The 26,298-nt window shown below is 36.0% G+C and carries 20 protein-coding genes and 1 tRNA gene; 15 read left to right on the plus strand and 6 right to left on the minus strand.

The window, feature by feature from the left end; genetic code table 11:
* Nucleotides 1-78: 78 nt before the first annotated feature.
* Nucleotides 79-1,425, plus strand: a complete 1,347-nt coding sequence (locus tag RV17_RS11760) for a glucose-6-phosphate isomerase (RefSeq protein WP_067484063.1) — start codon at nt 79-81, stop codon at nt 1,423-1,425.
* Nucleotides 1,426-1,594: 169 nt separating this feature from the next.
* Here the strand turns inward: RV17_RS11760 and RV17_RS13505 are convergent, their stop codons facing one another.
* The gene (locus RV17_RS13505) at nt 1,595-1,744 is read right to left on the minus strand and encodes a hypothetical protein (RefSeq protein WP_169819341.1); all 150 of its coding nucleotides are present in this window, start codon (nt 1,742-1,744) and stop codon (nt 1,595-1,597) included.
* A 502-nt stretch (nt 1,745-2,246) separates the two neighbouring features.
* On the opposite strand from RV17_RS13505, the gene RV17_RS11765 reads away from it, so the two are divergent.
* Complete coding sequence (locus tag RV17_RS11765) at nt 2,247-2,459, plus strand: hypothetical protein (RefSeq protein ID WP_067484065.1); 213 nt, start codon at nt 2,247-2,249, stop codon at nt 2,457-2,459.
* Between the two features lie 248 nt (nt 2,460-2,707).
* On the opposite strand, the gene RV17_RS11770 is transcribed toward RV17_RS11765, so the two are convergent.
* Nucleotides 2,708-4,507: a glycerophosphoryl diester phosphodiesterase membrane domain-containing protein gene (locus tag RV17_RS11770; RefSeq protein WP_067484067.1), complete on the minus strand. Its 1,800-nt coding sequence runs from the start codon at nt 4,505-4,507 to the stop codon at nt 2,708-2,710.
* A 103-nt stretch (nt 4,508-4,610) separates the two neighbouring features.
* Nucleotides 4,611-5,207 (minus strand): TVP38/TMEM64 family protein, encoded by a 597-nt coding sequence (locus RV17_RS11775; protein WP_071869302.1) that lies wholly within the window; start codon nt 5,205-5,207, stop codon nt 4,611-4,613.
* Nucleotides 5,208-5,688: 481 nt separating this feature from the next.
* Between RV17_RS11775 and RV17_RS11780 the strand changes: the two genes are divergently transcribed.
* The 3 genes from RV17_RS11780 (at nt 5,689) to asnB (ending at nt 8,784) form a co-directional block, all read left to right on the plus strand.
* Nucleotides 5,689-6,255: a TetR/AcrR family transcriptional regulator gene (locus tag RV17_RS11780; protein ID WP_071869303.1), complete on the plus strand. Its 567-nt coding sequence runs from the start codon at nt 5,689-5,691 to the stop codon at nt 6,253-6,255.
* 128 nt (nt 6,256-6,383) lie between these two features.
* Nucleotides 6,384-6,471, plus strand: a tRNA-Ser gene (locus RV17_RS11785).
* A 417-nt stretch (nt 6,472-6,888) separates the two neighbouring features.
* Complete coding sequence (asnB, locus tag RV17_RS11790; RefSeq protein WP_067484117.1) at nt 6,889-8,784, plus strand: asparagine synthase (glutamine-hydrolyzing); 1,896 nt, start codon at nt 6,889-6,891, stop codon at nt 8,782-8,784.
* Nucleotides 8,785-8,975: 191 nt separating this feature from the next.
* Here the strand turns inward: asnB and RV17_RS11795 are convergent, their stop codons facing one another.
* Nucleotides 8,976-9,785 (minus strand): Cof-type HAD-IIB family hydrolase, encoded by an 810-nt coding sequence (locus tag RV17_RS11795; protein ID WP_067484119.1) that lies wholly within the window; start codon nt 9,783-9,785, stop codon nt 8,976-8,978.
* Between the two features lie 276 nt (nt 9,786-10,061).
* Here RV17_RS11795 and RV17_RS11800 point away from each other — a divergent pair, with 276 nt between their 5' ends.
* Nucleotides 10,062-11,498, plus strand: coding sequence for an NCS2 family permease (locus tag RV17_RS11800; RefSeq protein WP_067484121.1), 1,437 nt, complete (start codon nt 10,062-10,064; stop codon nt 11,496-11,498).
* Between the two features lie 213 nt (nt 11,499-11,711).
* Nucleotides 11,712-12,908: a multidrug efflux MFS transporter gene (locus tag RV17_RS11805; RefSeq protein WP_067484123.1), complete on the plus strand. Its 1,197-nt coding sequence runs from the start codon at nt 11,712-11,714 to the stop codon at nt 12,906-12,908.
* A 65-nt stretch (nt 12,909-12,973) separates the two neighbouring features.
* Here RV17_RS11805 and RV17_RS11810 read toward each other — a convergent pair whose 3' ends face one another.
* Nucleotides 12,974-13,162, minus strand: coding sequence for a YjzD family protein (locus tag RV17_RS11810; RefSeq protein ID WP_067484125.1), 189 nt, complete (start codon nt 13,160-13,162; stop codon nt 12,974-12,976).
* 118 nt (nt 13,163-13,280) lie between these two features.
* Here RV17_RS11810 and dnaE point away from each other — a divergent pair, with 118 nt between their 5' ends.
* The 3 genes from dnaE to pyk all read left to right on the plus strand — a co-directional run bounded on the left by dnaE (nt 13,281) and on the right by pyk (nt 19,639).
* Nucleotides 13,281-16,595, plus strand: a complete 3,315-nt coding sequence (dnaE, locus tag RV17_RS11815) for a DNA polymerase III subunit alpha (protein WP_071869304.1) — start codon at nt 13,281-13,283, stop codon at nt 16,593-16,595.
* Nucleotides 16,596-16,761: 166 nt separating this feature from the next.
* A complete protein-coding gene (gene pfkA, locus RV17_RS11820) occupies nt 16,762-17,724 on the plus strand; it encodes a 6-phosphofructokinase (protein ID WP_067484127.1) in 963 nt (320 codons plus the stop codon).
* A 130-nt stretch (nt 17,725-17,854) separates the two neighbouring features.
* A complete protein-coding gene (pyk, locus tag RV17_RS11825) occupies nt 17,855-19,639 on the plus strand; it encodes a pyruvate kinase (RefSeq protein WP_067484128.1) in 1,785 nt (594 codons plus the stop codon).
* 30 nt (nt 19,640-19,669) lie between these two features.
* On the opposite strand, the gene RV17_RS11830 is transcribed toward pyk, so the two are convergent.
* A complete protein-coding gene (locus tag RV17_RS11830) occupies nt 19,670-20,575 on the minus strand; it encodes a LysR substrate-binding domain-containing protein (protein ID WP_071869305.1) in 906 nt (301 codons plus the stop codon).
* Between the two features lie 405 nt (nt 20,576-20,980).
* Between RV17_RS11830 and RV17_RS11835 the strand changes: the two genes are divergently transcribed.
* The 5 genes from RV17_RS11835 to RV17_RS11855 all read left to right on the plus strand — a co-directional run bounded on the left by RV17_RS11835 (nt 20,981) and on the right by RV17_RS11855 (nt 25,759).
* Nucleotides 20,981-21,541: a YceD family protein gene (locus tag RV17_RS11835; protein WP_067484133.1), complete on the plus strand. Its 561-nt coding sequence runs from the start codon at nt 20,981-20,983 to the stop codon at nt 21,539-21,541.
* Nucleotides 21,542-21,610: 69 nt separating this feature from the next.
* Nucleotides 21,611-21,790 (plus strand): 50S ribosomal protein L32, encoded by a 180-nt coding sequence (gene rpmF, locus RV17_RS11840; RefSeq protein WP_067484136.1) that lies wholly within the window; start codon nt 21,611-21,613, stop codon nt 21,788-21,790.
* Nucleotides 21,791-21,957: 167 nt separating this feature from the next.
* Nucleotides 21,958-23,379 (plus strand): NADP-dependent phosphogluconate dehydrogenase, encoded by a 1,422-nt coding sequence (gndA, locus tag RV17_RS11845; RefSeq protein ID WP_067484139.1) that lies wholly within the window; start codon nt 21,958-21,960, stop codon nt 23,377-23,379.
* A gap of 191 nt (nt 23,380-23,570) precedes the next feature.
* Nucleotides 23,571-24,257 carry a response regulator transcription factor gene (locus RV17_RS11850; RefSeq protein ID WP_002290973.1) on the plus strand — a complete coding sequence of 229 codons (687 nt, stop codon included), beginning with the start codon at nt 23,571-23,573 and terminating at the stop codon, nt 24,255-24,257.
* A complete protein-coding gene (locus RV17_RS11855; protein WP_067484140.1) occupies nt 24,254-25,759 on the plus strand; it encodes a HAMP domain-containing sensor histidine kinase in 1,506 nt (501 codons plus the stop codon). The genes RV17_RS11850 and RV17_RS11855 overlap by 4 nt, the downstream gene beginning before the upstream one ends.
* Nucleotides 25,760-26,298: the final 539 nt, after the last annotated feature.

Below are 26,298 nucleotides of genomic sequence, written 5' to 3' on the forward strand. Positions count from 1 at the left end.
TCGTAGATATTTGCTTGAAAAAAAAGTAAAAAAAACGTAAAGTATACCTGTATAGTGAACTTTTAAGGAGGAGAACAAATGGCACACATTCATTTTGACTATTCAAAAGTAGCACCGTTTGTCAATGAACATGAATTAGGTTACATGCAAAGCCAAGTAACAGCGGCTGACAAATTATTACGTGAAGGTACAGGCGCAGGCAGCGATTTCTTAGGCTGGATTGATTTACCTACAAATTATGATAAAGAAGAGTTTGCACGTATCAAAGAAGCAGCTAAAAAAATCCAATCTGATTCAGAAGTATTAGTAGTAATCGGTATTGGTGGCTCATATCTAGGTGCACGTGCTGCAATTGATTTCTTGAACCATACTTTCTATAACTTATTAGATGGTAAAACACGTAAAGCACCACAAATTTTTTATGCAGGAAATTCAATCAGCTCAACTTACTTAGCTGACTTGATCGAAGTAATTGGTGATCGTGATTTCTCTGTTAATGTTATTTCTAAATCAGGAACAACAACAGAACCAGCAATTGCTTTCCGTGTGTTCAAAGAATTATTAGTAAAAAAATATGGTCAAGCAGAAGCAAACAAACGTATTTATGCAACAACTGATAAAGCACGTGGTGCAGTAAAAGTTGAAGCAGATGCTGAAGGTTGGGAATCATTTGTTATTCCTGATGATATCGGCGGACGTTTTTCTGTATTAACTGCTGTTGGTCTACTACCAATCGCTGTTAGTGGGGCAGACATTGATGCCTTGATGAAAGGTGCAGCTGATGCAAGTAAAGAATATGCAAGTGATAAACTAGAAGAAAACGAAGCTTATCAATATGCAGCGATGCGTAACATTCTTTACCGTAAAGGCAAAGTGACAGAATTGTTGATCAACTATGAACCAGGAATGCAATATTTCTCAGAATGGTGGAAACAATTATTCGGCGAATCTGAAGGAAAAGACCAAAAAGGAATCTATCCTTCAAGTGCAAACTTCTCTACTGATCTACATTCATTAGGTCAATATATTCAAGAAGGTCGTCGCAATATCTTTGAAACAATCGTTAAAGTGGAAAAACCTCGTAAGTCAATCACTATTCCTGAACAAGAAGCTGACCTAGATGGTTTAGGCTACTTACAAGGAAAAGAAGTTGACTTTGTTAACACAAAAGCTTTTGAAGGAACATTATTAGCACATACAGATGGTGATGTACCTAACTTACTAGTTAAAATTCCAGAAATGGATGCTTACACTTTAGGTTATACAATGTACTTCTTTGAAATAGCTGTAGGAATTTCTGGTTACTTGAACGGAATCAACCCATTTGATCAACCAGGTGTAGAAGCCTACAAGAAAAACATGTTCGCCCTACTAGGCAAACCTGGCTTTGAAGACCTAGCAAAAGAATTGAACGAACGTCTATAATATGTTAGTGAAGGAAAGAAGTTGTGGCATATGTCGCAGCTTCTTTTTTAATACAGCAAAATGATTTGATAGAGCAAAACAAAAAGAGGTTTGCATCGTCTAAGATGTGCAAACCTCTTTTAGCTTTTTTCCGAGAATGATTTAGATGTCATGTGGGGTGGCCAGCTCCTTAATTAGATTCATGTAATGCTCGGACAGCTTGTTCGATTGTAATACCGAAAGCAACATTGTGTTCATTTTTTGCGTCAATTGCCATGAAACGATTGGTTGAAGTGTCAAAGGCTACGCGATAAGTCATATTTGTTTTGTTAAAAGTCATGTTTCGTTCCCCCTTTCAATTATTGAGAAAAATTCGAGAAATTTTCAGTTAAACTCTCTGTAAATTTTCAAACCCATTTGTAGTTTAGCACCAACTCATTTTTCTTGCAATTAAGAGGTATCCATAAACAAATGGTTTATTTAAAACAAAAGAAATCAGCGATCTTCTGTTAATCCAATGAGTAGACCAATTGTTAAGGTAATAAAGATTACTGCTTGAATGAGAACCATGTCTATCCCTCCTTTCCTTCAGTGTATGAAAAAAAAGAAAAAACTGCACGAACGTGAAACAATAATAAAAGAACAGTTTTGTCACCTTTCTTACGTGACGAAAAAATATAAAATTTAAGTGATATTAAATGAAAAATAGCATAACTTAAAATCTGAATGAATTCTTGTTGGTTTAAAGAAAAAAATACAAAAAAATAAAATAAAACGTTTTCATTTATTTGCTTTTCTGTTATTATAAATAAAACAAATAATAATTGAAGGAGTGAATTTTGATGTTAAATATCGAAGTGGGAAAGTCTTACATATGCAAACCTATTGGTGTAACTAATGAAGTCGTTGGTTATATCGAACATACCTATACCAACACAGCTGTTGTTTTAGTTGAAAGCTACGAGCAATGTGATCATTTTGTTATTGATGAGAAACAGTTTCGCGTATTAGTTAAGTTAACAGATATTTACGCACCAGTTGAGATGGTGTCGTAAACAATCACTTCTTTTGAGAAATTTGCAAAAGTTTTTTATACTTAAGGAAAGAGGAAGGGAGAAGATGTTATGACAAAGAAAAGAAATTCAGGGAAACTAGGAATTTTTCTCGCAATTGTCTCAGCGATTCCCGCAATTTTAGCCATCTTTCGAGCTGTTAAAGACGCGAAAAGAGAATAAGTAAATAAAAAAAGGGCGACCGCTAACAAATTAGCGATTGCCTTTTTTTTTGATAAGTGAAGTGATGCTTAACCGACACCTAGTACGAAGTTAAGCAATTTATCTGAATAAGTGATTTCGTCATCAAGTGATTTTACTTCTTTGTTTAAAATCCCCATCTGATCGGTGATGATGCCATCTGCACCATAGAACATCATTCGACTGACTGCATCCGAGTCGTTGACCGTCCAGACATAAACTTTTTTACCATCCGCATGGGCAGATGAAATAAAATTCCGATTGATGGTGCTATATTCCATTGTTAAAAAGTCGGCAGAAGTAATCGGTGGTCCCACAATATTAAACGGTAAAATATAGCCAACGTAAAACTTTGGCTCCACTTTCTTTAAGTCTTCGACAGTTTGATAAGTCAAACTCTGTAAAATATGATGTTGTTCCAGAATTTCTGCCCGATATTTATCCGTGAAGCGCTCAACCAAATCGCTTGAGTCATATTTCGTTGTTTTAATTTCAATCAATAATTTCTGATTTAATTTTTTAGCAGCTGCCAGATAACTATCAAAAGAAACAAGTGGTGCTGCTTGCCCATTTTCTTTGACTGTTAATTTTTCTAGTTCTTTCAAGGTTAAATTTTGTGGTAGTTGATTGACGCCCGTTAAATTCTTCAAGTTAAAATCGTGCATCACGACGAATTGGCCATCTTTTGTTTCTTGAACATCCATCTCAACGTAATCAGGATGATAAGTTTGACTTGTTTTTTCTAGCGCAGGTAACGTGTTTTGAACACCATTTTGATTGCTAACACCACGATGAGAAACAGTTAAAGGGGTAGTCTGTGCAGCAGAAGTCAAATAATTCATATTATACAAACAAACGCCAACGCCAAAGAAAACACAAAAAAGAACAAGACCAGCATTCTTTAAGGTGGAATATCGATGTAAAGGTGGCTCAGGAGTGAACCATTCAGGAATTTCTGGCAAGAAGCCTTCATCATCCATGAAGTCGACAATAATGTAAAATATTCCAACAGTTGACATAACAATATTAAACAGAAGTATCAATTGTAATAGCGTCATTGCGAAAACAGCACTAATCAATGAATAATTAGGTAAAAAATTCTCAACAGCCGTTTGTGAAAGGATAATTAGAAAATAACCTAGTGAGGAAATTAGTAAGATACTACCACCAATGATAATAAATTGACCTAGAATCGCAAAGAAGCGTGATTTCGTAAGTCGCCAACTTTCTCGGATTGATTCGCGAAATGGTCGGTCGCGTAAGATCATTTCTGGTAACGCAAAAATTAGCCGAATGCCGATGTATGCTAAGAAAAGATAAACTAAAATGAATAAACTAACAATCACAAGCCGATTTTCAAAAATAAAATCCATAATAAATGAAGGGATTTTGATTTTTGATAATAAATCAGAGTTAAAACTTAACCCACTTAGCGGCAAAATCAGTAGAAAATAAGCTAAGAAAAAGAGAAACGTAACTGGACGAACCTTTTTTAGCTGTAAGACAGTCATTCGAAGTAGCTGTTTTAAGGACACAGGTTTTCTTTTTTTGATAAAGTAAACACTAATCAATAAAAAAGTGAATTCAAAATAGACCAAAAGCAGAATCAGCACCAAAACGATAAAGAGCGAGCCTAGTACGCCAGGGTGCTTAGAAAAAATGGTGGCGATATTATCATAAGATAAATAATCAATTGCACCACGATGTAAAATAAAACGAGTTGTACTATTCAATAACGGCAGACAAATAAATAAAATAAAGCCGTGCATTAGTAAAACATCGCGAAAATAATTTTGTGTTCCTTTGAGAAAGTCCCAAGCATTTCCTAAACTATGTTTTAAATAATTCATTTTTATCACCTACTAATTCTATTGTATCTTAAAAATAAAAAAAACACAGGTTAGAGGTCAGACCACTAATCTGTGTCAGAATGTCTTCATTTATTTTGTCCAATTAACCAAGTAAACCAGTCAAGTATTGTCCACCATAAATCAGTGCCATACTATATAAGAAAATAGAGAGTGGTTTAGCAAGGAAAATAATTAGTGAAAATTTCTTTACGGAAATATTTGTTAAGCCAGCCATCAAACAAAGCGCATCGTCTGGCGCAACTGGTAGGAAAATTGCAAGTGCAAAAAGTTTCTCAAATCGACTTTGATTATCTAACCAACCAATATATTTATCGTAAGTTTTATCGCTGATTAAAGATAAAATGAAGGGTTTTCCGTAGCGTCTACCTAATAAGAAGATAATAACCGATCCGATACAAATTCCCACATAGTTATAAACAAAACCAGCATAAGGACCAAAAATCAGAACGCCGGCTGCGGTACTGATGCCACCGGGGATGATTGGAATCACTACTTGTAGAATTTGAATCAAAATGAAAATAACAGGTCCAAGAATAACTGAGTGTCCAACAAGACCTCTCAATGCATTGATGTCCTTGAAGACTCCAAGATTGATAAAGTAAACAGTTAGTGCGATAGACGCGCCTAAACCGATAATTGAAATAAAGTTGATAAGTTTTCTTGATGCTGCAACGCTCATTTTGAATCATCTCCTTGAAGTTTTTTGATCTAAGGTTACTATACGCGATAAAGTGGCAAACACGCTACTTTTTTAGATGACACTATTCAAACAGTTTTGTAAGTTCGAAGTAAGTATAAAAGATTTGTGAAGAAAATGCATCCTACTAAAGACTTATTTAATTTTTATCGAAGAAATTTATTTAGTAACTATTTCTTTTTTAAAATAAATATAAATAACGATAGTTTCCTTATTTGGTGATTAGTTGTGTTTTCGCCATAGCTGACAAAAAAAGAGTGAAAAAATAAGGAAAAAAAGAAGACTAAAAAAATGAAAGGGAATGCATAATTTGATGAAGACACATTTCCTTATTAGAATTTCATTAAATAGTTTAGCTTAATTTGCTTTAAATATAACAATTATGAGTAAAATGTTTGCAAAGAAGGATGATTATCGGTTACAATTAAAGAACATATATGCAGTACAAAGTGGGGGAGTTTTTATGAGAAGAAAAGTCTATACCAAAGATCAAATTCTAAAAGCAGCATATGAAGTTGTTGCTAAAGAAGGCTTCAAAGGATTTACTGCTCGTAACATTGCAAAGAAGATGGGAATTTCGACACAACCTATTTATCTAGAGTTTAAAAACATGGAAGACTTAAAGAATACTCTTTTGGATTCTATTTTTGATCAACTCAAAGAAGAAGTTTTCCCTGTCGAGCATACTGGTGACAAAATTATTGATTTAGGTTTGAATTATATCAACTTTGCGAAAAAACATCATAGTCTGTACATGGCATTGTATATCGATGAGCATGGCGACGGTAAAAAAATGCATGATTTTTCATATAATTATTTCTATGAAGCTGCAAAGAAAGACGAAAAATACAGTCATTTATCTGACGAATATTTAGATGCGTTACATACGGGTACTTGGGTAGTCGTAACTGGGTTAGCTTCATTGATGTCTTCAAACATTATGCAGCCAACAGAAGAGCAAATCATTTCTTTGATTTCTAGAACAATTGACTCTGTGTTGTCTTTAGAAAATCCAGAAGTTATCCGCTAAAAAAATAAAAAAGGTTGGCGTAGTCGTTTGATTACGTGCAACCTTTTTCTTGTGACTTTAAATGTAAAGAATCAGTTGTGAAAATGTTGCTTGACATTTTGGGCGAAAAGATTAAAAATAGAAATCGCGGAAGGTTGGCAGAGTGGTAATGCAGCGGACTCGAAATCCGCCGAACCGGCTAATACCGGCGCGCAGGTTCAAATCCTGTACCTTCCTTATTTAAACTAAAACAAAACAAGATTGAGTATTCATATCTCAATCTTGTTTTGTGCTGTCACATAACGACTAAACAAAAATAGTTGTGAATAAATGCAGGTTTAATAGAATGAAAATGTGAAAAAAGTTAAAAAAAACGCTTTTCTAGCAGTTATGGAATTAAAAAATAGAATAGCGCAAATGAGAGAGTCAAAATTTCTTTTAAGCATGAGGGATTAAGATAGCATCATAAAAGAAAACATGTTAAATTAGTTATTGAAAAACTTTTTATTAAATGTTCAAAAGTTTTCATAACTTATTTTCATGTGACGAAACTGTTAGGGAAGAACCTTTCGTCAGCGCTTTTCGAGTGTGTTAAGATGAAAAGTATGAAATAAAAAAATGAAAAAGTAATTTATATTAGGATGTGAAAGTTAAATGTGCGGGATTGTCGGTTTTGTTAATGACAAAGATAACAAGAGTGCAGTTGTAAACGCGATGATGGATCGCATTGTACACCGTGGACCTAATAGTTCTGGTGAGTATGTCGATAAACACGTTGCTTTAGGTTTTAGAAGATTGAGTATTATTGATTTAGAAGGCGGAACACAGCCTATTTATAATGAGGATGGAACAAAAATCATTATCTTTAATGGTGAGATTTATAACTATCGTCCACTGCGAGAAGAATTACTTGCGGCAGGACATGTTTTTCGCACACACGCTGACACGGAAGTTCTTCTTCATGGTTATGAAGAATGGGGAACAGAATTATTACAAAAAATTCGTGGAATGTTTGCTTTTGCTATTTGGGACAATGAAAAAAATGAACTTTTTGGTGCCCGTGATCATTTTGGAATCAAACCTTATTACTATGCACAAATGAATGGTACGTTTATGTTCGGTTCAGAGATCAAAAGTTTCTTACCACATCCTGATTTCCAAAAAGAGTTAAATAAAGAAGCATTGAAACCTTATATGACTTTTCAATACTCACCTTTGAATGGCGAAACATTCTTTAAAGATGTGTACCGTTTACCTGAAGGCCATTATTTTACTTATAAAAACGGTGAGTTAAACATTCAAGAATACTGGGATGCTGATTTTGAAACAAAAGGTACACATTCTCGCCAAGAATGGATTGACAAAATTGATGAAACAGTTAAAGCTTCGATTGAGGCACATACAATCAGTGATGTTGAAGTTGGTTCATTCCTTTCAAGTGGTGTTGACTCAAGTTATGTGACTTCGGTTTTAAAACCAGATCATTCATTTTCAATTGGTTTTGATGATAAAACATACAATGAAGCAATTGAAGCACGTAAATTAACAGAGATTTTAGATTTAGACAATACTGCGGCGGTTATCGACGGAGATATGTCATTCAAAGCATTTCCGTTGATCCAATATCATTTGGATGAACCAGATTCAAATCCTTCTTGTGTTCCTTTGTATTTTCTAGCTAACCTTGCTTCACAAAGTGTCCGTGTGGTTCAATCCGGTGAAGGGGCAGATGAATTATTTGCTGGCTATCAAACATATGGCTTCCATACGAATTCAAAATTTATTCGTGTGATTGCGCAAGGGTTGAAGAAATTGCCAAAAGGAACGCGTTATAGTTTAGGTCGCAAAATTGGTAAAATGAAAAACTTCCACGGACGTATTCATTTATATGAATCACTTGCGCCGGCTAAAGAGTATTTCATTGGTCATGCGCGTGTCTTTGAAGAAAAGGAAGCGGCTGATTTATTGACAGCAACTTATCAAGATGCACCATCTGTGAGTGAAATTATGGCTGTCCATTACGAAAAAACGGATGGAATCAAAGATGAAGTCAATAAAATGCAATATGTTGACCTTCATCAATGGATGCCAAAAGATATTTTGTTGAAAGCTGACAAATTATCAATGGCAAGTTCATTGGAAGTTCGTGTGCCATTATTGGATATTGAAGTGATGAAATTAGCACAACAAATTCCAAGCAAATATTTATTAAACCAAAACAACACGAAAGATATTTTCAGACAAGCAGCAAACAAACAGTTGCCAGAAGAATGGTCAAACCGTGTGAAATTAGGTTTCCCTGTGCCAATTAAAGCTTGGCTAAAAGAAGAACATGGTTATCAAGAAGTGAAAGCTTTATTTGAAGCAGATTTTGCAAAAGAATTCTTTGACCAAGATAAAATCATGGAATTGTTAAACAATCATCATGAAGGAGTCAAAGAAGAGCAACGTAAGATCTGGACGATTTTTAGTTTCTTAACTTGGTACAAAGTTTACTTTATTGATGAAACAATCCCTCAAGCAGAACCAATTGATTACGTAACTGTCTAAGAAGGATAGAAGAAAAAAGGATTAATTTCTATAGAAGAAAAAAGCTGAAAAATTCATTGATAAAATGTATGTTTCCGTGGATGAAACGCTTGAAATTATTCTAAATGAGCTAGTTTTTCACTGCAAAAAAAAGCCTAAGACAATCAATGTCTTAGGCTTTTTTTGTTTCTTACTTATAGAATAAATACAAATTATAGTTGAAGTAATTTTTCTAGATGATCGGCTAGACCATCCTCTTGGTTCGTTTTTTCCGTAATGTCATTAGCGATCCCTTTTAGTTGATCGGTGCCATTTGCCATTGCAACGCCCCAACCAGCATATTCCAATAATTCAAGATCATTGTGCTCATCACCAAATGCGATGACGTCTTCTTGTTTGATTTCAAGATAATTGGCTACTTGGTGAACACCCTTTGCTTTTTCAATCCCTTTAGAAACGATTTCTAAAATAGCTGTTGGTCCACCCCAAGTGCGGACATCTACATAACTACCAAATTGACGGGTCAATTCATTTGAAACTTGTTCTGCAAATTGTTTTTCTGTACGAACGAGCAAAGAAGTTGGATTAGTTGTCAGGTTTTGAGGAGAAAGCAGATTTTTTTCACTCGGGTTTGATGAAGCAAAGATTTTTTCATCGAAAAAATCTAAGCTATCAATAAAAAAAGTTTCGCGGTTTTCAGCGGCAACGAAGTCAAGATTCAATGCTTTTTTTTGTGAAACAATTTCAAAGGCGATCTCGCGATTGATTTGTGATTCTTTTTCGCCACTCCAAAGTTGATTAGGAATGTGTACAAGAGCCCCATTAAAGTTAACCATTGGGGTAGTTAATTCTAACTGTTGATAAAATTGATAACTCATTCGAAAAGGTCGTCCAGTAGCGATACTAACATAGTGACCTGCTGCAATGGCTTTTTTTAAGGTTTGTTCGGTTTTAGTTGTAATTAAAGAGTCTTGATTCAGAGTAGTCCCATCTAAATCAATGGCAATAAGCTTTTTATTCAATGGCGATAGTCCTTTCTCAGCTGATATTTGTTTTAGTCTAGCATATTTGACGCAATAAACAAGTGCGAAAATCAATAACTGAAGAATGAAAAACGCCCTTTTTTAGAAATAATGAAGCAAAACACGAACGTTTTTTGCTTTTTAATGTTTAAATATCATTTTTTAGTTGAAAAACGAATGAAGCGACGATATAATCAATAATTGTTCGAGGAAATTAGTTGTTGGTCTTATTTAATATCTTTCCTCATCAGAAAAAATCAGGGAGTGGAATTTTTTATGGATAAGTTTTTCGGATTGAAGGAAAACAAAACAAATGTATCAACAGAAATAATGGCGGGGGTTACAACATTCTTTGCAATGAGCTACATTCTTTTTGTTAACCCAACGATTTTATCAGCTTCAGGAATGCCATTTCAAGCAGTTTTCTTGGCAACAATTATTGCTTCGGTTATCGGGACGTTAGTAATGGGCTTGTTTGCGAATGTTCCTTACGCACAAGCACCAGGGATGGGTTTGAATGCCTTCTTTACTTTTACTGTCGTGTTTGGTCTTGGTTATTCTTGGCAAGAAGCTTTAGCAATGGTCTTTATTTGTGGGTTGATTAATATTTTTATTACAGTAACAAAAATTCGAAAAATGATTATTCACGCAATTCCAGAAAGTTTACAACACGCCATTGGGGGCGGTATTGGAATCTTCGTTGCGTATGTGGGAATCAAAAATGCAGGGTTCCTTTCTTTCAGTGCGGATCAATCAGCAATCACGAGTTCTGTAGTTGAAGGTGGTAAGGCAACAAACGTAACAATTAATGGTGGAATTGTTCCAGCCTTAGCAAATTTCAATAATGCACCCATTTTATTAGCAGTTATTGGTTTAGTTATTACAGCAATTTTAGTAGTTAAAAATGTGCGTGGTGCAATGCTGATTGGTATTGTAGTGACAACTATCTTAGGTGTATTGATGGGTGTGGTCGATCTTCAAGCGATTGATTGGCAAGCTAATTCATTAGGAAACTCAGTTAAAGAATTAGGAACAACTTTTGGTGCTGCTTTTGGAGCAGAGGGAATGCAATCTTTATTCAGTGATAGTTCAAGACTTCCACAAGTTTTAATGACAATCATTGCGTTTAGTTTATCAGATACATTTGACACGATTGGTACATTTATCGGAACGGGACGTCGTACAGGCATTTTCTCAAAAGAAGATGAGGATGCATTGGAAGATGGAAAAGGATTCAAAACAAAAATGGATAAAGCTTTGTTTGCTGATGCAATTGCAACTTCAGTTGGTGCAATTTTTGGTACGTCAAATACAACAACGTATGTCGAATCTGCTGCCGGAATTGGTGCGGGTGGTCGAACTGGTTTAACGTCGGTAGTCGTTGCAATCTTATTTGCACTAAGCAGTTTATTCTCTCCATTGATTGCTATTGTTCCTGCACAAGCAACGGCGTCTGCTTTGATTTTAGTCGGTGTAATGATGATGGCTTCATTTGCAGATATCAAATGGGCGAATCTTGATGAAGCTTTACCTGCTTTCTTTGCTTCAATTTTTATGGGTCTTTGCTATAGCATTTCTTATGGGATTGCTGCTGGTTTTATCATGTATACAATTGTGAAGGTAGTTAAAGGACAAGCAAAAGAAGTATCGCTTGCTTTGTGGGTAGTTGATATTTTATTTATCTTAAACTTTATTATTTTAGCGACAATCTAAACTAGTTAAGTAAATGAAACAAATCAATCAAAAATATCTCTGTTAAAATTTTTAAGGCAAAGAGTACGTCTGTTGACGATACTTTTTGTCTTTTTATTTAGTTGAGTAATAGAAAAGTCAGAATTTTTTGTCTTTTTTTGTTTTTGCTTTCACATTCGTTGCTTGTTGCTTTAAAAATAGGTATGATGAAGAAAGATGAAAGAGGGATGATGAATGGGGATTAAATGGAGAAAGAATTTAATTATTGCATGGATTGGTTGTTTTTTCACTGGTGCAAGTATTAGTTTAGTCATGCCGTTTATTCCTGTTTACGTCGAACAACTAGGGACGCCTCAAGATCAGGTTGAATTATTTTCTGGATTAGCGATTTCAGTTACTGCTTTTGCAGCAGCAATTGTTGCACCGGTTTGGGGAAATTTAGCAGATCGAAAAGGGCGGAAAATTATGATGGTTCGAGCGGCAGCGGGAATGACAATCACCATGGGCTCACTGGCTTTTGTTCCTAATGTGTATTGGCTGTTAATTATGCGCTTCTTTAATGGAATTTTATCTGGATATATTCCAAATGCTACAGCAATGATTGCATCACAAGCGCCGAAGGAAAAAAGTGGTTGGGCATTAGGGACACTTTCGACTGGAGCAATTGCAGGGAATTTGATTGGTCCGTCCATGGGTGGTGCGTTAGCGCAATGGTTTGGCATGGAGAACGTCTTTATTATTACGGGTGCAGTACTTTTAGTAACGACAATCTTAACAATTTTTCTAGTAAAAGAGGATTTCCATCCAGTTGAGAAGAAAGATTTAGTCAGCACAAAAGAAATTTTTTCAAAAATGGATCATTTCTCTATTTTAGTGGGACTATTTATCACAACATTGATTTTACAAATTGGTGTGACTAGTATCAGTCCAATCTTAACGTTGTATATTCGCCAATTGAGCGGAGATATCAATAATGTTCTCTTTATTAGTGGGTTGATCGTTTCAGTTGCTGGGGTTTCAGCGGTACTGTCTTCTCCCAAATTAGGGAAGCTAGGGGATAAAATCGGTAACCATAAAGTGTTGCTTGCTGGATTGGTCTTATCGTTTTGTTGTTACCTTCCTATGGCATTCGTTCAAACACCGTTGCAGTTAGGGATTTTACGTTTTATTTTGGGCTTTTCAACTGGAGCATTGATGCCTTCGATTAATACGTTGATTAGCAAAATCACGCCTCAAGAAGGTGTGAGTCGAGTGTATAGTTACAATCAAATGTTTAGTAATTTTGGGCAGGTTTTAGGACCAATGCTCGGTTCGACTGTTGCCCATTCATTTGGTTACAGTGCGGTGTTTGTGGTAACCAGTTGTTTTGTCTTATCGAATATCGGACTCTCGCTTTTTAATTTTAGAAAGGTTTTACGTAGTAAATTTTAAAAAAAACGAATCGTAGACAAAAAAACAGATTGGGAAAACTTGCTTTCCCAATCTGTTTTGATTTACTATGAGTGCGATGAGGCTTCTTTTTTTGTTGGAGCAACTGCACCGATTAAGATGATAATGATACCGGCAATTAGTGACATAATTGCTGTCAAAGCAAAATCGTAAGTTCCTTTTGTCAAGGCACTACCAATGTAACCAACAACTTGTCCTAAAACTAGGGACCAAAATAACGTTACAATATATCGCATGAAGAACACCTCTTTTCTATCCCAATTTTAACAGAATTTTTTTGAATGTAAAGCAAGGTACAATGCTTAATTGTACTAACGATAGTGAATTTTAACGAAAAAAAAGGCGGAATGCAAGATGTTTTTTCCACAACTGTATACGAGAACTTCATATTCTTTGTTACAAAGTACAATTCGCATCCGAGAGTATGTCCGTGAAGCTAAAAAACTTGGATACACTTATTTAGCTATCACTGATGAGGATGTTTTGTACGGCGCCGCAGAATTTTACCAAGAGTGCGTCAAAGAAGGAATCAAACCAATTATTGGCCTACATCTTGAGTACACTTTTGAAGACAAAGACTACGGACTGTTAGTTTATGCAAAAGACAAGATTGGTTACCAACAATTGATGAATGTTTCGAGTAAAAAAATGATTGAAGGTACTATTGAACTGAACACATGGACGAAGACGGACCACTTGATTTTGATTGTGCCAGATAGTCATTCGATTGCAAATGATTATGGCACGGCAGAAACGTTTGCTAGTCATTGGCAAATGCTAAAAGAAAAAGTCCATTTCCACGATTTTTATGTGGGTGTAACTGGCCAAACCGTTTCGGATTCTAAAGAATGGTACGAGTTTCTGTCAGCTGAAGAGGAACAACTGTGTGCATTACATCCGATTGCAAGCTTGCATCAGGAAGATTTGTTTGCATTGGAAACAATGAAACATATAAAAGAAGGTACACAGATTTCGCCAGAAGAATTAGCAGATAGTAGTCAACTAGAAAATAAAAACTTTCTTGAATCAGAGAGTAAGATGATTCAAAAATTTAATGAACGATATACGTACAAAGTTCTTGAGACAACTCAAAAATTAGCTGAATCTGTGAATTTTGAGTTTCAATTTCATCAAAAACTGCTACCGCATTATCCAGTACCAAATGATGAATCGGCAGCGGTATACCTCAAACAATTGTGTCAAAATCAGTTATCAAAAAGAGTAGAATCTTTGACACCAGAATATCAACAACGTTTAGACTATGAATTAAAAATTATTCATCAAATGGGATTTGACGATTACTTTTTAATCGTGTGGGATGTGATGGCTTTTGCACACAAACAAAAAATCGTTACTGGCGCGGGGCGTGGATCAGCTGCGGGTTCATTAGTTGCTTATGTTTTGGCAATCACAGATGTGGATCCTTTGAAATATAATTTGCTCTTTGAACGTTTTTTAAATCCAGAACGTTACACAATGCCTGATATTGACTTGGATATTCCTGATAATAAACGTGAAGAAGTCTTGAATTATGTCCGAGAAAAATACGGGCAGTATCATATGGCACAGATTGCAACTTTTGGAACAATGGCTGCCAAAATGGTATTAAGAGACGTTGCGCGAGTATTTGGTGTTTCACAAAGTGAGGCAAATCGCTGGTCAAAGGCGATCCCTAATCAATTAAAAATCACCTTGTCACAAGCTTACCAAACTTCGAATAAACTAGTTGAATTGGTGCAGGCAAATAAAAAAAATCAATTACTGTTTCAAACAGCGACCATTTTAGAAGGGCTGCCACGTCACATATCGACGCATGCGGCAGGGGTGGTATTGAGCGACCGCAATCTATTAGAGCTAGTTCCTTTACAACAGGGATCAGACGAAGCTTTTTTAACGCAATATACCATGAATGCCGTAGAAGAAATCGGATTGCTGAAAATGGATTTCTTAGGTTTACGGAACTTATCAATTATTGATTATGCGCTTAAATCAATCAAACGTGTAGAAAAAATCGACCTTCAACTTAAGCAAATACCACTGGATGATGCGAAAACTTTCCGATTGTTTCAAAAAGGGGAGACAACCGGCGTCTTTCAATTTGAATCGGCAGGAATTCGAAATGTTTTACGGCGTTTGGGACCAGAAAATATTGAAGATATCGCTGCTGTCAACGCTTTGTATCGTCCTGGACCTATGCAAAATATTGATACCTTTATTGCACGAAAAAAAGGGAAAGAGGTTATTCAATACCCGGATGACGCATTAAAACCAATTTTGGAAAATACCTATGGAGTTATTGTGTATCAGGAACAAATCATGCAGATTGCTTCAACGATGGCTGGATTTTCTTTAGGTCAGGCAGATATTTTACGACGTGCAATTAGTAAGAAGAAAAAGGAAGTTATTGATAGAGAAAGAGAACACTTTGTAACTGGTTCACTAGCGCAAGGATATTCTAAGGAAAAGGCAATTGAAGTGTACGATTATATCGAGCGTTTTGCTAATTATGGATTTAATCGTTCACATGCATTCGCTTATTCATTTGTTGGGTTTCAAATGGCTTATCTCAAAGCACATTATTCAGGAGCATTCTTTACTAGTTTGATGAATGCCGTGCGACACAATACCGCTAAGCTTAAAGAATACCTTGCTGAAGCTAGAAAGAACAAGTTAACGCTGAGTCCGCCTTCCATCAATCAAAGCGCTTATGGGTTTGAATTAGTCAATTCGCAATTGATTCGTTTTGGTTTGACAGCAATCAAAGGGGTACGGCGAGATTTTGTAGAAGAGATTATCAATGAAAGAAAAACAAATGGTTCGTTCAAATCTGTCGATGAGTTTTTGATTCGTATAGATAAGCGATGGCTCAAAGAAGATATCCTGAAACCTTTAGTTGCTGTAGGTGTATTCGATGAGTTAGAAAAAAATCGTAAGCAGCTCATGCTCGATTTAGAAGGAAAGATCCAAAACGTTCAATACAGTAGCGGCAGTTTGGACTTGATGGAAATCATGGCGTTGAAGGAAGAAGAAATTGCAGATTATTCATTAGATGAACGTTTGACACTAGAAGAAGAATATCTTGGTGTTTATTTATCTGGTCATCCAACAGAAGGATATGAGCGATTGCGTTTAGCTAAACGTGTTCAATTGATTACCGAAATTGTGCCTCAGCAGACAGTAAGTTTGTTATTGTACATCAAAAATATTCGTGAAATTCGGACAAAAAAAGGAGAAAGAATGGCTTTCGTGGAAGGAACGGATAGCTCAGGTGAAGTAACAGTTACTGTTTTTCCTAAGCTGTATCGCCAATTCAGAAATCTTTTTGAAGTGAATCACGTACTGTTTGTACAAGGTCGTAGTGAAATAAGTCGCTATAACCAAGAATTACAATTGATTGGCGAAACATTTGCAGATGCGAAAGAATTTGAGAAAAACTTTCCAGATCAAACTTGTTATTTAAGAATCACAGAAGGACAAGAAGACCATGAAACAATGCGTCAATTGAAAACAATTTTTCAGAAACATCCCGGATACATTCCAGTTGTTTTATACTATGAAAAAACACAACGGAAAATCGTGTTATCAGAGGAAAACTGGGTAGATGGGAGTAAGAGTCTGCGAGGACAGCTTTCTTATTTACTTCAAGAGGAAAATGTTGTTTTCAAATAAGTTACGGTAAAAAATACTACGTGCTTTCATTTTTTTTCATTTTTTTAGCTATTAATCAAGACAAGTTAGAAAAATAATGTTAGAATGTTAGACGTGGTTATTGCAAACAAATGGTTATAGCCTAAGTCTTCTTAGGATAAAGTATTTTAATGAGGTGAATGTTTATATGAAACGCATCGGAATTTTGACCAGTGGCGGAGACGCACCTGGAATGAACGCAGCGATTCGCGCAGTTGTTCGTAAAGGAATCTATGAAGGTCTAGAAGTTTATGGAATCAACTACGGATTTGCCGGATTAGTTGCCGGAGATATTCGTCGTCTTGACGTTGCTGACGTTGGTGATAAGATCCAACGCGGTGGTACTTTCTTGTACTCTGCTCGTTACCCAGAATTTGCTACAGAAGAAGGTCAATTAAAGGGTATCGAACAATTGAAAAAATTCGGTATTGAAGGTTTAGTAGTTATCGGTGGCGATGGCTCTTACCATGGAGCGATGGCTTTAACTAAGCGTGGTTTCCCAGCAGTGGGAATTCCTGGAACAATCGATAATGATATTCCTGGTACAGACTTCACAATCGGTTTTGATACAGCAATTAATACAGTGCTTGAATCAATTGACCGCATTCGTGACACAGCTACATCACACGTTCGTACATTCGTTATTGAAGTAATGGGACGTAACGCTGGCGATATCGCTTTATGGTCAGGTGTTGCAGGCGGAGCTGATGAAATCATCATTCCAGAACATGATTTTGACATGGCTGCTGTTGCTAAAAAAATCCAAGAAGGCCGCGATCGTGGAAAAAAACATTGCTTGATCATCTTGGCTGAAGGTGTAATGGGCGGAAACGAATTTGCTGAAAAACTTTCAGAATTCGGCGACTACCATACTCGTGTATCTATCTTAGGACACGTTGTTCGTGGGGGCGCACCAAGCGCACGTGATCGTGTGTTAGCAAGTAAATTTGGTGCTTATGCTGTTGAATTATTACAACAAGGTAAAGGCGGATTATGTGTTGGGATTCATGACAATGAAATTGTTGCTTCTGACATCATTGACACTTTGGAAAACAACAAACATAAACCAGACTTATCATTGTACGAATTAAACAATACTCTTTCATTCTAATTTGATTTAATCAAAGGAATGAATAAGACCAGAGCAAACTTTGTTTGACTCAACTGAACTATCTATAATTAATAGCTATTTAAGCTGTAAAGCTTTAAATAAACAAAATTGAATGGGAGCGTTTTGTAAAATGAAAAAAACCAAAATCGTTAGTACATTAGGACCAGCAAGTAATTCAGTAGAAACTATTTCTAAACTGATCGAATCTGGAGCAAATGTCTTCCGTTTTAACTTCTCACATGGAGATCATGAAGAACAATTATCACGTATGGTAATGGTTCGTGAAGCCGTTAAAAAAACAGGCAAAGATGTAGGTATCCTTTTAGATACTAAAGGTGCAGAAATCCGTACAACAGTTCAAGGAACAACAGAAGCTGATTTTGGCCGTGCCGGCTATATCAAATTCGAAGTTGGAGATCAAACTCGTATCTCTATGGACCCTGAACATGTTGGTTCAAAAGAAAAAATCGCTGTAACTTATCCTGGATTGTTTGAAGACGTTCACGTTGGTGGACACATCTTATTCGATGATGGTCTTATTGACATGGAAATCGTTGAAAAAGACGAAGCAAACCGTGAATTAGTTGTAGTAGTTAAAAATGCAGGTATGCTAGGATCACGTAAAGGTGTTAACGCACCAGGCGTATCAATCAGCTTACCAGGTATTACAGAAAAAGATGCTGACGATATCCGTTTCGGTTTAGATAACGACATCGACTTTATCGCTGCAAGTTTTGTACGTAAAGCACAAGACGTTTTAGATATTCGTGAAATTTTAGAAGAAAAAAATATGACACACGTTCAAATTTTCCCTAAAATTGAATCTGAAGAAGGTATCGACAACATCGACGAAATCATCAAAGTTTCTGATGGTGTTATGATTGCTCGTGGTGACATGGGTGTTGAAATTCCAGCTGAATTAGTACCAATGGTTCAAAAACGTATCATTAAAAAATGTAACGCTGCTGGTATCCCAGTTATTACAGCTACACAAATGTTAGAATCAATGCAAGAAAACCCACGTCCAACACGTGCCGAAGCATCTGACGTTGCCAACGCTGTATTTGATGGTACAGACGCAACAATGTTATCAGGTGAATCTGCAAATGGTGACTACCCTGTAGAAGCTGTTTCAACAATGGCTCGTATTGACCAAGAAGCTGAAAAAGCTTTAGCTGAATTAGGTACATTCCAAATCAATCAATTTGACAAAACTGATGTTACTGAAACAATCGGTTTGTCAGTAGCTCGTGCTGCTAAAAACTTAGGTGTTAAAACAATCGTTGCTGCAACTGAGTCTGGTTACACAGCTAAAATGATTTCTAAATACCGTCCAGATGCTGACATCTTGGCAGTTACATTTGACGAACGCACAAAACGTGGTTTGATGTTAAACTGGGGCGTATACCCAACAGTTACTGAAAAACCAACAACTACTGATGAAATGTTTGAATTAGCTGCTAAAAAAGCAGTTGAATTAGGCTTTGCTTCAGAAGGCGATCTAATCTTGATCACTGCTGGTGTACCAGTTGGTGAACGTGGAACAACTAACGTAATGAAAATTCAAATGATTGGTTCTAAATTATTAGAAGCTCAAGGCGTTGGCCAAAAATCTGTTGTTGCAAACGCAGTAGTTGCTTCATCTGCTGAAGAAGCAATTAAAAAAGCAAAAGACGGCATGGTATTAGTTGTTCCAACAACGGATAAAGAATATATGCCTGCTATTGAAAAAGCAGCAGCAGTCGTAGTTGAAGAAGGCGGCTTAACTTCACACGCAGCAGTTGTAGGTATCGCTCAAGACATTCCTGTAATCGTTGGTGCAAAAGACGCGACTTCAACAATCGTTGATGGTGAATTAATTACTGTTGATTCACGTCGTGGTATTGTATACCGTGGCGAAACAACAGCTATCTAATTTGCTAGATAGTATAAAAAAAGCAGCTCCTCAATCTGAGGGGCTGTTTTTTTGTGTCTGAATAAATTCATTAATGACGCGGACAACTTGTTGCTGTAAATCAGTTGGCAATTGCTGTGTGCGCGTGACAAGTGAAATCAGAAAGCGTGGCTGTACAGTGTCAGTTAGTGGAAGTACAACTAACTGGTCTTCTGGATGAATCGCAATTTCTGTTAAAAAACCTATACCAACTTGTTCGCGAATCATACTTTTTAAAATGGATAAATCATTGCTTTGATACACAATTTTTGGTTCGATGTGTGCTTGTTTTGCTAATTTTGAAAAAGCAGTAGGATGGACGTAATGCTCGTTCAATAAAACAAATTCTTCGCTGATCAATTCTTTGAACGAAACAGCTTCTTTTTGGGCAAGTGGATGTTCTGGTGAGACAACAATCATAAACCGTTTGTCTAAGAGCAACTGTGTCTCTAAGGACTGATCAACAATTGGCTGAGTTGAACCAAGTAAAGCTAAATCAATTTGACCTTGATGAATCATTCCATACAAGTCGCGGGAACCACCATCAATGATTTCTAATTGATTCATCAACTTTTGCCTAATGAAGTAACCGGATAATTTTGGAAAATATTCATTTCCAATGATTGGTGGCATGCCAAGACGAATTTTTTTTGTTTGTAGTTGTTGAATCTCAGCTTTTGCACGAGTGATTTCTTGAAGAATGGACTGTGCGTGGATAAACAGTTGGTGACCAGCTGGTGTGATCAATAGTTCATTGTGCGAGCGATCTCGGACGATGAGAACAGCGTTTAATTCTTTTTCAAGCCGTTGGACAGCATAAGTGATTGTGGGTTGGCTAACATGAAATAGATTAGCAACTTTTGTAAAGTTTTTTAGTTTGACTAATTGAACATAGTATTCAATATCTCGTGTGTTCATGTGTTAGCTCCTCTCTTTATCCATATAAATAATAGTTATTGTAATGGATTCGTTTCTTGATAGCAACTGAAAGTTCAACGAAGTCGTTTGCGAAGTTAGCAGGAAACGTTTAGATGGATACATTTGAAAAATTTTGCGAAATCAGTAACCGATTACTTGTTATTTCGATTGAACAGAAAAAATTCCAAAAAAATTTTTGAGAAAAGAAATCAATTTGTTAAAAGACGTCTTAATCGAACTTTAGCCAAAAAGAAAAGGAAAATTTTGTTGGGAAAGTGAAAAAAGAAAACTGATTTTCCAAATAATGTACTGTTTTTTTATGAACTGTAAGGTGTCAAGAAAATTTCATTGACAAGGACGTTTTTGCCCTGTATAATTGCTTTTGTTGCTTAGGAGTGATGAAAAATGAAATGGTCTTTACTAGAATTACGAAAATATCAAGAGACACCATTAGTATTTCATGAAACACTTGATTTAAAATCAGGTTTAATGAAACGCGATAATTTAATACTCGATGTTGCACCAGTGGCTGTTGAAGGATTTGTTTCCGTTGATAAAAAAGGCTATATCGTTCATTACACTGTGCAAACGACTCTGACTGTCCCATCAACACGTTCACTCGAACCTGTTGAGTTAGTGATGGATTTTCCGGTTGATGAATTATTCATGACAGTAGAACAGTATCAAAGTCGAGACGAACAATTATCTGCTGATGAGATTTTGTTGATTGAGGGCACACAGCTTGATTTGACAGAGTCAATCGAAGATAATATTTTATTGGCAATTCCAATGCGTGTGCTTACTGAAGCAGAGGAAGCAGACGAAACCAACCTACCTAAAGGGGCAGATTGGGAAGTTATTTCTGAAGCAGAACATGAGCGCAGAAAAGTGGAAGAAGCTGAGACAAAAGTAGATCCTCGTCTTGCAAAACTATCGGAATTTTTTGATGATGAATCAAAGGAATAAAGATAACGAGTAAGATTGGAATATATTGTATCTAAATGGATGCAAGACTTTACAAGGAGGTGTAGCAAAATGGCAGTACCAGCTAGAAGAACATCAAAAGCTAAAAAAGCAAAACGTCGTACACACTACAAATTGACAATCAAAGGTTTAAACGAATGTCCTAACTGTGGTGAAATGAAAAAAAGCCATCACGTATGTACAAATTGTGGTTACTATGATGGTAAGGACGTAATGTCTAAAGAAGCTTAATACATTTTAATTAGAAAATGTAAAACCTCAAGGCTAACCATGGAGCCTTGGGGTTTATTTTTTTCTCGGAATCGCCAAAATATTTTGCACATTGGTTTGCATTGCACCAATGTTAGGCTATAATGAGAGAGATTAGGGGATTAACCCCAAATGTAGGAGGAGTTCATATGACGAAACAACAAATCGGCGTTGTCGGTATGGCCGTTATGGGCAAAAACTTAGCCTTAAATATTGAAAGCCGCGGTTATTCAGTCGCTCTATTTAACCGTACTGGTTCAAAAACAACAGAAGTAGTAGAAGAACATCCAGATAAAAACTTTAAAGCAACTTATACAATGGAAGACTTTGTTGCTTCAATTGAAAAACCACGTCGTATTCTTTTGATGGTTAAAGCAGGACCAGCTACTGATGCAACGATTCAAGAATTATTACCTCATTTAGATAAAGGCGATATTTTGATCGATGGCGGAAATACATTCTTCAAAGATACAATTCGTCGCAATGAAGAATTAGCAAACTCTGGAATCAACTTTATTGGTACTGGTGTTTCAGGTGGAGAAGAAGGCGCGCTAAAAGGCCCTTCTATCATGCCTGGTGGGCAAAAAGAAGCCTACGAATTAGTGGCACCGATTTTAGAACAAATTTCTGCTAAAGCAGAAGATGGCGCACCATGTGTAACTTATATTGGGCCAAATGGTGCAGGTCATTATGTAAAAATGGTTCACAATGGAATTGAGTATGGAGATATGCAATTGATTGCGGAGTCTTATGACTTAATGAAGAATATTCTTGGGCTATCAGTTGATGAAATGGCTGAGATCTTCAAAGAATGGAATCAAGGGGAACTTGATAGCTACTTAATCGAGATCACTGCTGACATTTTGACTCGTAAAGACGATGAAGGCACAGGCAAACCGATTGTTGATGTCATTCTTGATGCAGCTGGCAATAAAGGAACTGGTAAATGGACAAGTCAAAGTGCTTTAGACTTAGGTGTGCCACTTCCATTGATCACAGAATCTGTATTTGCTCGTTATATCTCTGCTTATAAAGACGAACGTGTCCAAGCAAGTAAAATTTTGTCAAATCCAAATAATTTTGAATATACTGGTGACAAAAAAGAATTGGTTGAGAAAATCCGTGAAGCATTGTACTTTAGCAAAATTATGAGCTATGCTCAAGGCTTTGCACAACTACGAGTAGCTTCAAAAGAATACGATTGGGACTTGCCATTTGGCGAAATCGCTAAAATCTGGCGTGCAGGATGTATCATCCGTGCTCGTTTCTTACAAAAGATCACAGATGCATATGATAAAGACCCAGACATCGAAAACTTATTGTTAGATGATTACTTTGTTGAAATCACAAAGAAATATCAACAATCAGTGAGAGATGTAGTTGCTTTAGCCGTTCAAGCTGGTGTACCAGTGCCAACGTTCTCTTCAGCAATTTCTTACTTTGACTCTTATAGAGCAGAACGCTTGCCAGCAAACATTATTCAAGCACAACGTGATTATTTTGGTGCACACACTTATGAACGTGTGGACAAAGAAGGAATCTTCCACTACTCTTGGTATCATGAAGAGTAAGTAGTTCTTGACTTTGCAAAACTGAAAATTTAGATAAATCATGATAGAGCTGAAGTCATTTGTTACGAATAGACTTCGGCTCTTTTTAAAATTGTTTATTCATGATAGAATGACTATAGATTTTTAAGTAGAATATCGGTATAATGATAGAGTTTGTAGAAATCGCGTAGAGGGAAAGGATAAAATAATAGATGAGTAATATTCTAATCATTGAAGATGAAAAGAACTTAGCTCGCTTTGTCGAGTTGGAATTAAAGCACGAAGGGTACAATGCTGAAGTTCATTATAATGGCCGCACAGGATTAGACGCTGCTTTAAATAATGAATGGGATGCCATTTTACTAGATTTGATGTTACCAGAGTTAAATGGATTAGAAGTTTGTCGACGTGTCCGTCAAGTAAAAAACACACCAATCATCATGATGACTGCTAGGGATTCAGTGATTGACCGCGTATCAGGTTTAGACCATGGAGCAGATGACTACATTGTTAAGCCATTTGCAATTGAAGAATTATTAGCCCGCTTGCGAGCTTTGCTACGTCGAATTGATATCGAAGGTGATAAAAACGTAGCAAAACAAACAACAATTACTTATCGCGACCTAACAATTGAAAAAGAAAATCGTGTGGTACGCCGTGGAAACGAAGTAATTGAATTAACCAAACGTGAGTATGAGCTATTATTGACGTTGATGGAAAACGTCAATGTAGTACTAGCCCGTGATGTTCTATTAAACAAAGTTTGGGGTTATGAAACAGAAGTCGAAACGAATGTTGTCGATGTATATATTCGTTACTTGCGCAATAAGATTGATGTTCCTGGGGAGGAAAGCTATATCCAAACTGTCCGCGGAACAGGTTATGTGATGCGCTCGTGATCAAACCGAAAAAATCGGAAAAAAGAGAACTGAAAGGTCCCTCCTTGACTATCAAGTGGGCCTTTGCAAGTTCTTTCTTTATATTTGTTGTTTTTACTATTTTTGCGGTTATTACTTATAAGTCTTCAATCAATCTGATTGTTGCTAAAGAACGAAACAATGTGGAACGAACGATTTCACAAGTGGCCTCTCGGTTAGCTAACTCAGATGAAGAGCTGACTTTAGTCAATACGTACCGAAATTTGACTAATACAACTACAAATGATAGTAATATTGACGACCAAACGACGAATATCGAAGGGAACTTAATGAAAATTGATTCCTTCATTGCAGAACTTGGTCAGTCATCATTGGATTTATTCGTCTACAATTTAGAAGAAAAGCTGATATTTAAAACGCAGCAGCATAGTCAATCATTGTTACAAACAACCAGAAAAGTTCCAACGATCGTTACGATTGATGGGAGAACAGGATTTTTATCTATTCAACCAATCTATTCTAAAGGAACCCGTGAAAAAATTGGGTATGCGCAAACTTTCTATGAGCTGTCCTCTTTTTATGATATACGCAATAAATTATTGTTAACACTGATTATTTTAGAAGTCGTTTCATTGATTCTAAGTAGTATCTTGGGGTTTTTCCTATCTTCTTATTTCCTGAAGCCGTTAAAAGTTCTGCGAGATACGATGGATACTATCCGAAAAGATCCACAGTCAGATATTCATATGCCTGAAATTGATACAAATGATGAATTAGCAGATTTAGCTGAGATCTTTAATGAAATGCTTGATCGGATGCGATTATACATGGAGCAACAAGAACAATTTGTTCAAGACGTGTCCCATGAATTACGAACACCAGTAGCAATCATTGAAGGTCATTTGAGTTTGCTAAACCGCTGGGGAAAAGATGACCCTGAAATCTTAGAGGAGTCTCTTAGCGCAAGTATGCAAGAAATTAGCCGTATGAAAAGTCTTGTTCAAGAAATGCTAGATCTTTCGAGGGCGGAACAAGTTGATATTCATTATGGTAATGAAACAACAAAAGGAAAAGAAGTTACCTATCAAGTTTACAATAACTTTAAGATCTTATATCCAGACTATGTAATCACTTTGGATGATGATTTATCTAAAGAAGTAATCTTGCAAATCTACCGTAATCATTTTGAACAATTAATCATTATTATTCTTGATAATGCGGTTAAATACTCTACGACGAGAAAAGAAGTGCATATTTCGATTTCTTCTACGTTAAGTGAATTTGAGATTGCGATTCAAGATTTTGGTGAGGGGATTCCACAAGAAGACTTGAAGAAAATCTTTAATCGGTTTTATCGAGTTGATAAAGCTAGAGCTCGCACAAAAGGTGGAAATGGTCTCGGCCTGTCTATCGCTAAGCAATTAGTTGAAAGTTATAAGGGGCGAATTATCGCTGAAAGTGTTGTTGGTCAAGGAACGATTTTCCGAATATTCATCCCAATAGTAAAATCTGAAGACAAGTAAAACGATTTCGTTTTGCTTGTCTTTTCCTTTTTTATAGAAAATAGCTACAAGACGGGGGAACACAAGTATTTGATGGACGAACTATAAGCAGTAATTTGTAAAACTTAGCAAGAAAATAGTAGGAAAAATAGAACAAAAAAGAAACATTTTTTTTGAATATTCGTTTTTAAAAATATTATTCAAAAAAGTAATTATTTCTGTTGCAATTTAAGAAATAGATTGCTATATTATTATTTGTTCTCTAATAATTCTTTACCTACTAACAACATTAATTTCTTTAAAAAATAGTGTTGACGAATAAAGAATGACATGTTAGAATAACAAAGTCGCTTAAGTAATAAGCTTTCAAAAGTTTGATATTTCAATAAAAAAAGTTGTTGACAAATAACAAACTGAATGATAAACTTATCAAGTCGTTAAAAAAGCGGCGGAAAATTAAAAAACAAAAAGTGTTGACAACTTCTAAAGAATCTGTTAAGATATAAAAGTTGTTAAAACAAAAAAAGAATAGACCTTTGAAAACTGAACAAAGTAAGACA

It is taken from the genome of Enterococcus thailandicus, from assembly GCF_001886265.1.
In the GTDB taxonomy this organism is placed as follows: domain Bacteria; phylum Bacillota; class Bacilli; order Lactobacillales; family Enterococcaceae; genus Enterococcus_B; species Enterococcus_B thailandicus.

Excerpts from the sequence above, each read along its gene's own strand:
- RV17_RS11810 (WP_067484125.1), bottom strand. The coding sequence starts at position 13,162 with ATGCGATATATTGTAACGTTATTTTGGTCCCTAGTTTTAGGACAAGTT.
- pfkA (WP_067484127.1), top strand. The coding sequence starts at position 16,762 with ATGAAACGCATCGGAATTTTGACCAGTGGCGGAGACGCACCTGGAATG.
- RV17_RS11805 (WP_067484123.1), top strand. The coding sequence starts at position 11,712 with ATGGGGATTAAATGGAGAAAGAATTTAATTATTGCATGGATTGGTTGT.
- rpmF (WP_067484136.1), top strand. The coding sequence starts at position 21,611 with ATGGCAGTACCAGCTAGAAGAACATCAAAAGCTAAAAAAGCAAAACGT.
- RV17_RS13505 (WP_169819341.1), bottom strand. The coding sequence starts at position 1,744 with ATGACTTTTAACAAAACAAATATGACTTATCGCGTAGCCTTTGACACT.
- RV17_RS11775 (WP_071869302.1), bottom strand. The coding sequence starts at position 5,207 with ATGAGCGTTGCAGCATCAAGAAAACTTATCAACTTTATTTCAATTATC.
- RV17_RS11765 (WP_067484065.1), top strand. The coding sequence starts at position 2,247 with ATGTTAAATATCGAAGTGGGAAAGTCTTACATATGCAAACCTATTGGT.
- RV17_RS11850 (WP_002290973.1), top strand. The coding sequence starts at position 23,571 with ATGAGTAATATTCTAATCATTGAAGATGAAAAGAACTTAGCTCGCTTT.
- gndA (WP_067484139.1), top strand. The coding sequence starts at position 21,958 with ATGACGAAACAACAAATCGGCGTTGTCGGTATGGCCGTTATGGGCAAA.
- pyk (WP_067484128.1), top strand. The coding sequence starts at position 17,855 with ATGAAAAAAACCAAAATCGTTAGTACATTAGGACCAGCAAGTAATTCA.
- RV17_RS11770 (WP_067484067.1), bottom strand. The coding sequence starts at position 4,507 with ATGAATTATTTAAAACATAGTTTAGGAAATGCTTGGGACTTTCTCAAA.
- RV17_RS11760 (WP_067484063.1), top strand. The coding sequence starts at position 79 with ATGGCACACATTCATTTTGACTATTCAAAAGTAGCACCGTTTGTCAAT.
- RV17_RS11780 (WP_071869303.1), top strand. The coding sequence starts at position 5,689 with ATGAGAAGAAAAGTCTATACCAAAGATCAAATTCTAAAAGCAGCATAT.
- RV17_RS11830 (WP_071869305.1), bottom strand. The coding sequence starts at position 20,575 with ATGAACACACGAGATATTGAATACTATGTTCAATTAGTCAAACTAAAA.
- RV17_RS11800 (WP_067484121.1), top strand. The coding sequence starts at position 10,062 with ATGGATAAGTTTTTCGGATTGAAGGAAAACAAAACAAATGTATCAACA.
- RV17_RS11835 (WP_067484133.1), top strand. The coding sequence starts at position 20,981 with ATGAAATGGTCTTTACTAGAATTACGAAAATATCAAGAGACACCATTA.
- dnaE (WP_071869304.1), top strand. The coding sequence starts at position 13,281 with ATGTTTTTTCCACAACTGTATACGAGAACTTCATATTCTTTGTTACAA.
- asnB (WP_067484117.1), top strand. The coding sequence starts at position 6,889 with ATGTGCGGGATTGTCGGTTTTGTTAATGACAAAGATAACAAGAGTGCA.